The sequence below is a fragment of the Pontimicrobium sp. IMCC45349 genome (assembly GCF_047219225.1).
In the GTDB taxonomy this organism is placed as follows: domain Bacteria; phylum Bacteroidota; class Bacteroidia; order Flavobacteriales; family Flavobacteriaceae; genus IMCC45349.
Window position 1 is genome coordinate 1,928,541 of sequence record NZ_CP178208.1, and the last position, 12,808, is coordinate 1,941,348.

Sequence of the window (12,808 nt, forward strand, 5' to 3'; positions counted from 1 at the left end):
ATGAATTTCAACTTTCTTTCTCCAGTTCAGGACTTAGTATTAGCGCATAATCAATTATTGTCTAACCAAGTTCTAGGCAGAAAGTTAAAGATACATTCCGCTCAGCATGGTATTCCAGATTTAGACGATGTTCAAATTGCTGTTATTGGCGTTTTAGAGAATAGAAATGACGTCAATTATATTGGTGAAGAATTTCAGTTAAGTGAAATTAGAAAAGCCTTATATGGACTTTTTCCTGGTAATTGGTACTTAAATATTGCTGATTTAGGAGATATTAAAAAAGGAAATACTGTAGAGGACACCTATTTTGCTTTGCGCACTACAGTTTCAGAGTTATTAGAAAAAAAAATTATACCAGTTATAATTGGAGGTAGTCAAGATTTAACTTTTCCTGTTTATCGTGCTTACGATGAGTTAGCTCCAATGGTAAATATTGTAAATGTCGATAAAAGCTTCGATTTAGGAGATTCTTCCAAACCAATAAAGAATAATAGCTTTTTAGGAAAAGTAATTTTAGAAGAGCCATATAACTTATTTAACTACGCTACTATAGGGTATCAAACTTATTTTAACTCTCAAGAAGAAATAGATTTGATGGATAAATTGCATTTTGAGGCTTATAGACTTGGAGAAATCATAAATAATATTAGTTTTGTGGAGCCGATTATGAGAGATGCGAATATTGTAAGTATAGACTTGCAAAGCGTAAGGTCTTCAGAGTTAAGTACTAAGCAGAAATATTCGCCAAATGGGTTCGATGGAAGAGAGATTTGTGCTATTTCTAGATATGCAGGAATTAGCAATAAAGTAAGCTCTTTTGGTCTTTTTGAATACAAACCTTCAAAAGATGACGAAGCTACCTCAATGTTAATGGCTCAAGTTATTTGGTATTTTATAGAAGGTGTTAACTGTAGAGTTAAAGATGATGATTTTGCAGATGATAGAAATTACAAAAAATATATTGTTTTAGTAGATGATGATGAGTTAACATTTTACAAGAGTAATAAAACAGGGCGTTGGTGGGTAGAAATACCTTTTTTACCAAATGTTAATAATAAATTAAAACGTCACACGTTATTACCTTGCATGCATGAAGATTATTTATCTGCATGCAATGGAAAGATACCAGAAAGATGGTATAAAGCCTATAAAAAGAATAGTCTTTAAAGAAAATGCAAATTGTTTAGTTAAAGTATCGATGAAATGCATTTTTTTTAGATAAAATGCAATTTTTTTAAATAAAAAGTTGTTTTTTTAGAAATATATAAATAAGTTTACGCCTCAAATTTTAAAGGCAAAATAATTAACCCTATATGAAGAAGTTAGTATTATTAACCGCAGTTTTAGCTATGTTGACCAGTTGTGGATCTGGAGATAGAGGAGAATTGGTTGGAGTTAAAGGTAAAAAATGGCATCCTGAGAAGCCTTATGGTATGACGCTTGTACCAGGTGGAGCCTTTATTATGGGTAAATCAGATGATGACCTTGCAGGTGTTAAAGATGCACCAACTAAAACAGTTACTGTTAGATCATTTTATATGGATGAAACAGAAATTACAAACAGCGAATATCGTCAGTTTGTAAACTGGGTTAGAGATTCTATAATTAGAACTAAATTAGCTATTCTAGCTGATGAGACTGGAAAAAATCCAACAGACGATCCAGATGGTATAGGTCAATTCGCATTTAAAGGAGCAGATACTACAGATATGAGTGTATATGAAAAATATATGCTTGATAACTATAGTGGTTTAGGAGATACTGGTTACGAAGGTTATAAATTAAACCACGATGTAGATTTAATTTTTGATACTGAAGAATATCCAGATGCTGAATATGCTGAGGTTATGGATACAATGTACTTACCATTAGAAGAATCTTACAATGGACAACGTACTTGGGATGTTTCAAAATTTGAATTTGAGTATACTTATATGGACATTAAAACTGCAGCTAAGTATAAAGAGCTTAGACGTAGTGATGTAATTATTAAAGAAAAAGTTCCTGTATATCCTGATACTACAGTTTGGATTAGAGATTTCTCTTATTCTTATAATGAGCCAATGCATAATGACTATTTCTGGCACGATGCTTATGGCGATTATCCTGTAGTAGGAGTTAGCTGGAAACAAGCTAGAGCATTTTGTCAATGGAGAACATTGAATAAAAATACTTACCAAAAATCTAGAAAAAGACAATTTGTAAACGGATTTAGATTACCATCTGAAGGAGAGTGGGAATACGCTGCAAGAGGAGGTCTGCAAGGAGCAACGTTCCCTTGGGGTGGGCCATATGCTAAAAATGACAGAGGTTGTTTTATGGCAAACTTTAAACCTTTAAGAGGTGATTATGCTGCTGATCAAGCTTTATATACTGTTGAAGCGGATGCTTACGAGCCTAACGATTATAACTTATATAATATGGCAGGTAACGTTTCAGAATGGGTAATGTCATCTTACGATCCTTCTTCTTACGAATACTCTTCTACAATTAACCCTAATGTTAATGACGAAGAAAATGAACGTAAAGTTGTAAGAGGTGGTTCTTGGAAAGATGTTGCATACTTCTTACAAGTAAGTTCTAGAGATTACGAATACGCTGATTCTGCAAGAAGTTATATTGGTTTCCGAACTGTTCAAGATTACATGGGAACTGAAGTTACAGCAAACGCTGCAACAAATAGCAAGAAAATCAGAAGAAGATAAAAAACAAAAACAAACTAAAAACAAAATATATTTAACTTAACTAAAAACACAATTTATTATGGCACAAAAAGGTAAAATCACAGTTACTAATATGATTTATGGATTAGGAGCAGCAATCGTTATTGTTGGAGCTCTATTTAAAATCCAACACTGGCCTTACGGTTCTGAGATTTTAACATTAGGTATGATTGTTGAGGCATTGGTATTTACCTATTCTGCTTTCGAAAGACAATCTGCAGATTTAGATTGGTCATTAGTATATCCAGAATTATCTGGAGGACAATCTACAGGTAAGAAAGCTAAAAAAGAAGAGCCTAAAGATGCTGAAGGTATGTTATCTAAGAAATTAGACAACTTATTAAGAGACGCTAAAATTGACGGAGAATTAATGGCTAGCTTAGGTGAGAGCATTAAAAACTTTGAAGGTGCTGCTAAAGGAATCTCTCCAACTGTTGATTCAATGGCTGCTCAAAAGAAATATAGCGAAGAAATGTCTTTAGCTGCTGCTCAAATGGAATCATTAAATAGCTTATACAAAGTACAAATGGAAAGCGCTAATAGACAAGCTGCAATTAACGAAGAGTCTGTAGAAAATGCAGCTAAGTTAAAAGAGCAAATGCAATCATTAGCGTCTAACTTATCTTCTTTAAACGGAGTATATGGTGGAATGCTTTCTGCAATGAACAAAAACTAATTAGTTTAACCAATTTAATTTTAATTTAAAAAACTAGTTAGAAATGGCAGGAGGAAAAGCATCTGCAAGGCAGAAAATGATTAACTTGATGTATTTAGTATTCATCGCGATGATGGCTATGAATATGTCAAAAGAAGTACTTTCAGCGTTTGGTTTAATGGAAACTAAATTCGCTAACTCAAACGAAGCTACAACTGATAGAAATGATAAGTTATTAGCAGACTTGAAAGTAAAAGGAGATGAAAATCCAGAGCAATTTAAAGTACCAGCTGCAAGAGCAGAACAAGTAAAAATTGCTACAGATAAATTTTATACTTATTTAGCAGGCTTAAAAGCTGACTTAATTAAGCAAGGAAAATACGAATTAAACGAGCAAGGAAAATTACCTTTCGAAGCAATGGATAAAACAGATATCCTTGACGAAATGTGGTTTACTGGAGATCGTTTATCTAAACCTGGAGAAGCAGTTATGGCAGAAATAGAAGCTTATAAAGCGTCTATTAACGAAATTCTTGCAACTGACGAAAGTTATAGAGGACAAGCTGATGCTTTCAATAAATTGTTTAGCACAGAGAAGGTTCCTAATAAAGATGGTAAAGAAATCGATTGGTTATCTTATCACTTTAAAGGATTCCCAGCTATTGCATCTTTTACTAAGCTTACAGCAATGCAAAATGATGTTAAAGTAACAGAATCTGAAATGTTAAGTTTATTCTTAGGTAACATTGTTTCAGAAGCTACAACACTTAATAACTATCAAGCTATTGTATTAGCTGATAAATCTGCATTCTTTGCTGGAGAAAAATTCCAAGGTAGAGTTGTAATTGGTAAGTATGCTAATGTTCCTCCAACTAAATTAGTAGTTAAAGGAGAGGAAATCAATTTATCTGAGGCTATTGATTCTACAGGAGCTGCAACACTTAACTTTAATGTTGGTAATGTAGGCGAAGGAGAAATTGATGGAGAATTTACATTCATTGAGAATGGAGAGGAATTAAAAATTCCTATTAAAGCAAACTATGTTGTTGTACCAAGACCAAACTCTGCTACAATTTCTGCAGACAAAATGAATGTTGTGTATCGTGGTGTTGAAAACCCAATGACAATTTCTTTTGCTGGTGTACCAGATAACAAAGTAAATGCTAATGCACCTGGATTAAGAAAGGTTGCTAATGGTAAATATATCATGAGTCCTCAAGGTGGTAGAGAAGTTACAATTAGTGTTTCTGCTACTTTAGATGATGGAACTCCAACAGCTGATAAGAAATTATTCAGAATTAAAGATATTCCAAAACCAGAAGGAACAATTGCTGGAACACCAAACAATGTTAAGTTACCTCGTAACAATGTTGAGATAGCTACAATTGGTGCACAATTACCAGATTTCGATTTTGAGTTACCATTAACTGTAACTTCATTTAAAATCAAGATTCCTGGACAACCATCTGTTAACGTTAACGGAAACAAGTTAAACTCACAAGCTAAGTCTGCTTTACGTAGAGCTAAGCGTGGTGATGGAATTCAAATTTTTGATATTAAAGTAAAAACAAACAGTAGTGTAAGAATCAAAACTGCTTCGCCAGTATTTGTAGAATTAGCTAACTAATAATATACTTTAATAAAAACATTTACGTTAGTAAGTGTAATAATGAGAGAAGTCTCAATTATAAACAATTAAGTAAGATGAAATTAAAAAATGTTGTATTAACCCTTGTAGCTGCTTTTTCAATAAGTACAGTTACAGCTCAGGCAAATATTTTAAATGCTAAAAGTCCAGACCAAATCGGTGTTAAAACTGATGCGCAATTGGCTTTAGATAATGATAAGCCTTTAGAGTATGGTTATGTTGATGATAGAGATATTTTATACTCTAGAATGACTTGGGAAAGAGTAGTGCTTGATGAGCGTGTAAACTTCCCTTTATATTATCCTGTTGATACAAATAATATTGGTAAAGAAAGACGTTCTTTATTTGATGTATTATATTCAAATGTAAAGAATGGAAATATTGAAAATATTTATGACGATTCTTACTTTACAACTAAAAGAACTATAAAGGATTTACAAGCATCAATGATTAAAATTGATACTTTAGATATTGGTTACGATCAATTCAATGCTGAAGGACGTGTAGATCCAGAATATATTACTAAAAGAGAAATAGCATCTTATGATGTTAGTGCTTATTTAATTAAAGGACTTTGGTACTTTGATAAGCGTCAAGGTGAGTTAAAGTATCGTTTATTAGGAATTGCACCTGCAGCTCCAGATGTAAACTTTATTGACTCTGAAGATGAAGCAAATAAAGAACCAATTCCATTATTTTGGGTATTCTTCCCAGATGCTAGAGAAATCTTGCATGAAGCAAAATCTTTTAATAACAAAAATAGTGCAATGCCATTATCTTTTGACCACTTGTTAAACTCAAGACGTTTTAATGGTTATGTTTACCAAGAAGAAAACGTACAAGGTGATAGAGCGGTTAAAGACTACATAGTTGATAATGCATTGATGCAACTTTTAGAATCAGACAGAGTTAAAGAGAAAATTAGAAACTTTGAACAAGATATGTGGAGTTACTAATTAATTAGTAACAAAACAAAAGAAAAACGCTTACAGTAACTGTAAGCGTTTTTTTTATTCATTAATTTTGTAGCATGAAAATAGATTATATAGTAGTTGGAGCTGGTTTAGCAGGTATTATGTTTTGTGAAGAGCTAAGAGCAAATAATAAATCATTTGTTTTAATTGATGATGCGTCACAGCAATCTTCTACTGTGGCAGGTGGCTTGTATAATCCTGTTGTATTAAAAAGATTTACACCTGTTTGGAAGTCAAAAGAACAACTTGCATTAGCACTTCCAAAATATAAATTACTAGAAAGTGATTTAGATATTACCTTAGATTATAAAATTCCTATCTATCGACTGTTTGCTTCTGTTGAAGAGCAAAACAATTGGTATTTGGCTTGTGATAAGCCTGCACTTTCAGACTTTCTTTCAACAAATATAATTACTGATAAGCATGAGTTTATTTCTTGTGATTATGGATTTGGAGAAGTACTAGATACAGGACGCATTGATACTGGAACTTTAATACAATCCTACAAAGCATATTTAAGCAAAACAAATCAATTTTTAGATGAATCATTTATATATGATAGATTAATTGATAACGGAGCCGAAGTTCATTATAAAAATATTACTGCTAATCAAATCGTATTTGCTGAAGGTTATGGAGTAAAGAATAACCCATATTTTAATGACTTGCCTTTAAATGGTACTAAAGGAGAACTTTTAACGATACATGCTCCTGATTTAAAAATTGACTATATACTTAAATCGAGTGCTTTTTTAATTCCACTAGGAAATGATAAATACATTTTAGGCGCTACATACGAATGGAAAGATAAAACTAACAATATAACTGTAGAGGCGAAAGAAGAGTTGTTAAATAAGCTTAAAACCTTTTTAAAATGTGATTTTACAGTAATTAGTCAAATCGCAGGAATTAGGCCTACTGTAATTGATAGAAGACCATTAGTAGGACAGCATTCAAAACATAAAAATATGTATGTTTTAAATGGTCTTGGTACAAGAGGAGTTATGATAGCACCTTATGTAGCTCAGCAACTTTATAAACTTATTGAAGATGGAGTAGCTTTAGAAAACGAAATAGATATTAATCGTTTTTATTAATTTTTTTAGCAATAGATTTATCGTAATGCATAAAAATATTAATCCAAATATTTCTGGAAAGTCTCATTATTATTGGTAAAAATACAATAAGAGTACCTACAATAGCTATAAATGCAGCTATTAAATTAGATCCAAGAAATAAATAGCTAACAATAAATGCAGCAACAGCAAACGCAACACCAACTGCATAACTAACATACATTGAACCATAAAAGAATGAAGGCTCAATTTTGTATTTGGTATGACAATGGGAGCAGTTTTCGTTCATTTTTAACACATCGATAATAGCATAAGGATTAGTATTTTGGTACATACTTTCGTTATGACATTTAGGACATGCGCCTTTTAAGATGCTGTATAGTTTATTTCCTTTTTTTAACATGTCAATTATGTTATTTTAGCGCTTTATTAAACACAAAATTAATCTTTAATAGATTAATAAATGTAACTTTTGTAACAAAATGCTAAATATTCATAAGCTATCTGTTTCCTTTCAAGGCGACTATTTATTTCAAGATATTTCTTTTAGATTAAAAGGAGGAGATAGTGTTGGTCTTATTGGAAAAAATGGTGCTGGGAAATCTACGCTACTAAAGATAATTGCTGGCGATCTAGAGCATGATTCTGGTCAGGTAGCCGAAGAAAAAGAAATCAAACTCGGTTTTTTAAGACAGGATATTGATTTTGTATATGGGCGAACTATACTTGAAGAGTCTTACCAAGCATTTTCAGAAATAATAGCTTTAGAAGCTAAACTGGAAGAAATAAATACACAATTAGCAGAACGAACAGATTACGAGAGTGAAGCGTACAACAACTTAATGATAAGTCTGAATGAAATTCAGCATCAATATGAAATTTTAGGAGGTTATAGCTATAAAGGAGATACAGAAAAAATACTTCAAGGTTTAGGTTTTAAAAGAGAGGATTTTAATAAGTTAACTGATACCTTTTCAGGAGGATGGCGCATGCGTATAGAGTTAGCCAAATTATTACTTCAAAATAATGATATTTTATTATTGGATGAGCCAACAAACCATCTTGACATAGAATCTATCATATGGTTAGAGAGTTTCTTAAAAAATTATTCTGGAGCAGTTGTAATTGTATCTCATGATAAGATGTTTTTAGATAATGTAACAAATCGTACAATCGAAATTTCACTAGGACGAATTTATGATTATCCTAAACCATACTCTCAATATTTAGTATTAAGAGAAGAAGTTAGAACATTGCAACTGGCATCTCAAAAGAATCAGCAAAAACAGATTGAACAAACTGAGAAATTGATTGAAAAATTTAGGGCAAAAGCTTCTAAGGCAACAATGGCTCAATCATTAATTAAGAAATTAGATAGAATTGAAAGAATTGAAGTTGATGAAAATGATAATAGTGTCATGACTTTAAACTTTCCTATATCTGTAGTACCTGGAAAAGTTGTTATTGAAGCAGAAAATGTTCATAAAAGTTATGGTAGTTTAGAAGTGTTAAATGCTGTTAACCTATCGGTAGACAGAGATAGTAAGATAGCCTTTGTTGGACAAAATGGTCAAGGTAAATCCACGCTCGCAAAAATTATTGTTGGTGAGTTAGAGCATGAAGGCTTAGTTAAGTTAGGTCATAATGTGCAAATAGGATATTTTGCCCAAAACCAAGCTGAATACCTTGATGGTAACAAAACTGTTTTGGATACTATGATTGATTCAGCAAATGAATCTAATAGAGCAAAAGTAAGAGATATATTAGGAGCTTTTTTATTTAGAGGTGATGATGTTGAGAAGTATGTGAGAGTGCTCTCCGGTGGTGAAAGAAATAGATTAGCTTTGGCTAAGCTTTTACTTCAACCATTAAATATTTTAATAATGGATGAGCCAACAAATCATTTAGATATTCTTTCCAAAAATGTTTTAAAAGAAGCGCTTATTAAGTTTGAGGGAACACTTATTTTGGTATCGCATGATAGAGATTTTTTACAAGGCTTGACTAATAAAGTTTATGAGTTTAAAGACCAAAAAATAAAAGAATACTTAGGAGATATAGATTTTTATTTAGAGCAACGAAATGTTGAAAACCTTAGAGAGATTGAAAAAAGAGATGTTGTAAAAAATGAAGAAACAAAGACTAATAATAAACAATCCTATCAACAGCAAAAGCAACTTAAATCTTTAAATAATAAATTAAGTAAGATTGAATCAAATATTTCTCAGTTAGAAAAAGAAATAAAAGAAATAGATGTCGAGCTAGAAGTAAATTATACCGAAACTGTTGCTAACCCTAATTTTTTTGATGAATATCAAAAAAAGAAGGATGCTTTAGAAGCATTAATGATACAATGGGAAGATATTCAAATACAAATTGAAGAATTCGATTTGTAAGTAAATTCTTTCTACAGTGTATTTCATCGAATAAAATTGTCTTTTAGTCTGATTACCTGTATATTCGTAGTAGATTAAGCCCTCAAAAAAATCTACTATTATGAAAACCATTAAGCTAACATTGTTGTTTTGTCTTGTTTCAGTTTTGTCTTTTGCAAGCGTAACTGTTAAAGAAAAAGAAGCATTAATCTCATTATATAATGCTACACAAGGCAATAATTGGACTAATACTTGGGATTTAACATCTCCTATTTCTACTTGGTCTGGTGTAACACTTAAAGATGATAAAGTTGTAGCTTTAGATTTAAGTTTTAATAACCTTACAGGAACATTACCAAATGAGTTAGGTGACTTAGTAAATTTAGAGTCGTTAAACTTATTCCGTAATAATATTTCAGGAAACATTCCAAGTTCTATAGGGAAATTAAATAACCTTAAACATTTAAATATTTCATTTAATAGTTTAGAAGGTGAATTGCCTAATTCTATTGGAAATTTAAGCTCATTAGTAAGTTTAGAATTATTTATGAATAGAATAGAAGGTGAGTTACCTGTTGCTCTAGGGAATTTATCTAATCTTGAAAAATTAGAAATGTTTAATAATGACTTTCATGGTAATATTCCTTCAGAAATAGGAATGTTATCAAACTTAAAAGAGTTGTCATTAAGCAGTAATAGATTATCAGGAAAGATCCCAACAACTATTAAAAATTTATCTAAACTAGAGAAGTTAAGTTTATTTGATAATAAATTATTTGGACCAGTACCAGCAAGTCTAGGTGCTTTAGCTAAACTTGAGGAAGTAATACTTTCAGATAATTTATTTTTTGGTAACGTGCCTATGGAATTAGCTAACTTAACAAATTTAAAAGTGCTAATGCTTAATAATAATGATTTGAAAGGTGATTTTGCAGCCTTACAATTAGCAATACCTACAGGAGTTCAATTTGAGTATAAAAACTTAAATGACACAAAAAATTCATCTCTTGCAGGAACAGATTAGAACATTTACATAACAGATTTTATATTGAAAATGTCACCTTTTAAAAAGGGTGACATTTTTTTTAAATTTATACTTGTAATAATGAAAAAGGGTTGTATATTTGCAGTCCAATATCGCGGGATAGAGCAGTAGGTAGCTCGTCGGGCTCATAACCCGAAGGTCACAGGTTCGAGTCCTGTTCCCGCTACTAAGGTAAAAGCGCCAGAATCAAACGGTTTAGTTCACTCTAAACCGTTTTTTTTATGTCTACATTAAACGAAATCCTTACATTTGAACACGAAAGTGAACACGTTTTTGAACACAATTTACTATTGAAGAAACAATTTTCTACCCCAAAAATCTACACTGCAAACGGTGACCTTAAAAAGCGATGGTATGTTTATTTTTCATATCGTAACCCTGACACAGGCAAACTACAACGCATGAAAAATATTTATGGGAAGGCAAACACTTATAAAACAAAAGAAAATCGCCTTTCTGTATTAACAACCTACTCCAAAAGATTACAATTGCTTTTAAATGATGGTTATAATCCATTTAAGGATAATACAGATTTGTTTATTAATAAAAGGCAAGATTCTAAAGTCAAAAAAGAAGTGAAACCTAATGAAGTAGCTGAAGTAATTAGTATTAATGAAAAACAATCAATAAAATCGAGTAGTGTCATTAAAGAAACATCATTAGTCGAGGGTTTTGATAAAGGTTTAAAGCTTAAGCAAAATTTAGTAAGTGAACGTACTTTAAAGGACTATAAAGGAAGAGTAGGTAAGTTTATCAATTGGATTAATGAACACTTCTCTGAAGTTAAAACGATTGAACAATTAACTAAAAAGATGACGATGGCATTTTTAAATGATGTTCAAGTTAGAACATCAGCTAGAAATAGAAATAATTATCGTATTGATTTAGGAAGCATCATGCAAGTTTTAGAGGATAATGAAATCATGCTAGTAAATTTCATGAGAAGGATACCAGTTTTAAAAACCAAGCCTGAACGTCATAAAAGATATACAGCCGAAATGCAAGAGCAAATCTTTAATCTTCTTGAGAAAGAAGACCCTATATTGCTGCTGTACATTAAATTTATTAGCTACAACCTTTTAAGACCTATCGAGGTTTGTAGGCTTCGTGTTAAGGATATTGATTTAAAAAATAATACTGTACAGTTTAAAGCTAAGAATAGTACTTTAAAGACAAAAATCATCCCTAAAATTCTTAAGGATGACTTACCAGATATATCAAAGTTAAAACCTAATAATTTTCTATTTACTGCATCTGAATTTGGAGGACAATGGGATGCTACCGAAACTAATAGAAGAGACTATTTTACAAAACGTTTTAAAAAGGTGGTTAAAGATCATTTTAACTTAGGGAATGATTATGGTTTATATAGTTTTAGGCATACCTACATAACAAAACTTTACAGACAGTTAGAAAAGGAATTTGACCCTAATACTGCCAAAAGTAAATTAATGCAAATTACAGGTCATTTAACTATGGATGCTTTAGAGAAATATTTACGGAATATAGATGCCCAACTACCAGCAGATTATTCGGAATTATTAAAATAATATTAGCAGCTTATGAATCACATCTTTTATGCTATTCGAGACAATCTTTTAAGGTCATATATTTATTACATTCCTGATAGTCTTTTTGAGAACATTAATAAAACAGCCTATAAGAATCTAATCAAAAAGACCGATTTAAATAAAGTAAGTTATTTTGATGAAGATAGAATTGGTTCTACAAATCTTAGTAATATAAACACTATTGACTTTGTTACTAAATCAAAATACTTACAGGAGAATATACTGCAATTATTTAAAGCAAAAGAAACAATAAATGCTATAGAATTTCAATTTGTTTTAGACGCCTATAAAGAACATCTAGGTATCCATACATTTCTTACTGAACAAATGGCTAAACATTTGAAAACTTATATAAAAAATGTTACACCAACCATAGAAAATCTTTTTCAAAAACAAGCCCAAGATTTTGCTAAACATTTTCAGCAAATGACAGTGCATTTTGGAGCGATAGAAAAGCCTCAGTTTTCAGACAAGAATATAGTTGAGCGATTCAAAGAAAAGTTCTCTCAACCACTTGCCGAAAAATTAGAGTTTCCAAAAATCAACACAGTTGACACACCAATTATAAAAAAAGAAAAGAAACCGAGAAAAAAACAACCTATTATCACAAATGAAGAAGCTGATAATTTTTTATTAGAAACTGTCTTTAATGTAGATTTTAGTAAAGTCAAATAAAAATGTGACTACACTTGTAGTCAAAAATCGAACCGTTGCAAGGGTAGTTTGAACCGTTGCAACCAT

The 12,808-nt window shown here is 31.2% G+C and carries 11 protein-coding genes and 1 tRNA gene; 11 read left to right on the forward strand and 1 reads right to left on the reverse strand.

The genetic code is table 11. The features are described from left to right. The 6 genes from ACLII3_RS08925 (at nt 1) to ACLII3_RS08950 (ending at nt 7,097) form a co-directional block, all read left to right on the forward strand. Entirely contained in the window at nt 1-1,167 is a 1,167-nt protein-coding gene (locus ACLII3_RS08925) for a formimidoylglutamase (RefSeq protein WP_412983887.1), read from the forward strand. 146 nt (nt 1,168-1,313) lie between these two features. Beyond that, complete coding sequence (gldK, locus tag ACLII3_RS08930) at nt 1,314-2,705, forward strand: gliding motility lipoprotein GldK (RefSeq protein WP_412983888.1); 1,392 nt, start codon at nt 1,314-1,316, stop codon at nt 2,703-2,705. A gap of 58 nt (nt 2,706-2,763) precedes the next feature. Continuing rightward, nucleotides 2,764-3,399, forward strand: coding sequence for a gliding motility protein GldL (gene gldL, locus ACLII3_RS08935; RefSeq protein ID WP_412983889.1), 636 nt, complete (start codon nt 2,764-2,766; stop codon nt 3,397-3,399). A gap of 43 nt (nt 3,400-3,442) precedes the next feature. Next, nucleotides 3,443-5,005: a gliding motility protein GldM gene (gene gldM, locus ACLII3_RS08940; RefSeq protein WP_412983890.1), complete on the forward strand. Its 1,563-nt coding sequence runs from the start codon at nt 3,443-3,445 to the stop codon at nt 5,003-5,005. A 77-nt stretch (nt 5,006-5,082) separates the two neighbouring features. Then, nucleotides 5,083-5,982 carry a gliding motility protein GldN gene (gene gldN, locus ACLII3_RS08945; protein WP_412983891.1) on the forward strand — a complete coding sequence of 300 codons (900 nt, stop codon included), beginning with the start codon at nt 5,083-5,085 and terminating at the stop codon, nt 5,980-5,982. A gap of 74 nt (nt 5,983-6,056) precedes the next feature. Next, a complete protein-coding gene (locus ACLII3_RS08950; protein WP_412983892.1) occupies nt 6,057-7,097 on the forward strand; it encodes an NAD(P)/FAD-dependent oxidoreductase in 1,041 nt (346 codons plus the stop codon). On the opposite strand, the gene ACLII3_RS08955 is transcribed toward ACLII3_RS08950, so the two are convergent. Continuing rightward, on the reverse strand, nt 7,081-7,479 hold the full coding sequence (locus tag ACLII3_RS08955; protein WP_412983893.1) for a DUF983 domain-containing protein: 399 nt from the start codon (nt 7,477-7,479) through the stop codon (nt 7,081-7,083). The two genes, ACLII3_RS08950 and ACLII3_RS08955, sit on opposite strands and share 17 nt — an antisense overlap. Nucleotides 7,480-7,558: 79 nt before the next feature. Here ACLII3_RS08955 and ACLII3_RS08960 point away from each other — a divergent pair, with 79 nt between their 5' ends. From ACLII3_RS08960 to ACLII3_RS08980, 5 genes are all read left to right on the forward strand, one after another. Then, a complete protein-coding gene (locus ACLII3_RS08960) occupies nt 7,559-9,472 on the forward strand; it encodes an ABC-F family ATP-binding cassette domain-containing protein (protein WP_412983894.1) in 1,914 nt (637 codons plus the stop codon). Nucleotides 9,473-9,572: 100 nt separating this feature from the next. Further along, nucleotides 9,573-10,475 (forward strand): Two component regulator three Y domain protein, encoded by a 903-nt coding sequence (locus ACLII3_RS08965; protein WP_412983895.1) that lies wholly within the window; start codon nt 9,573-9,575, stop codon nt 10,473-10,475. A 114-nt stretch (nt 10,476-10,589) separates the two neighbouring features. Then, nucleotides 10,590-10,662, forward strand: a tRNA-Met gene (locus ACLII3_RS08970). 55 nt (nt 10,663-10,717) lie between these two features. Beyond that, nucleotides 10,718-12,046 carry a tyrosine-type recombinase/integrase gene (locus tag ACLII3_RS08975; RefSeq protein ID WP_412983896.1) on the forward strand — a complete coding sequence of 443 codons (1,329 nt, stop codon included), beginning with the start codon at nt 10,718-10,720 and terminating at the stop codon, nt 12,044-12,046. A 12-nt stretch (nt 12,047-12,058) separates the two neighbouring features. Next, the gene (locus ACLII3_RS08980; protein ID WP_412983897.1) at nt 12,059-12,742 is read left to right on the forward strand and encodes a hypothetical protein; all 684 of its coding nucleotides are present in this window, start codon (nt 12,059-12,061) and stop codon (nt 12,740-12,742) included. Nucleotides 12,743-12,808: the final 66 nt, after the last annotated feature.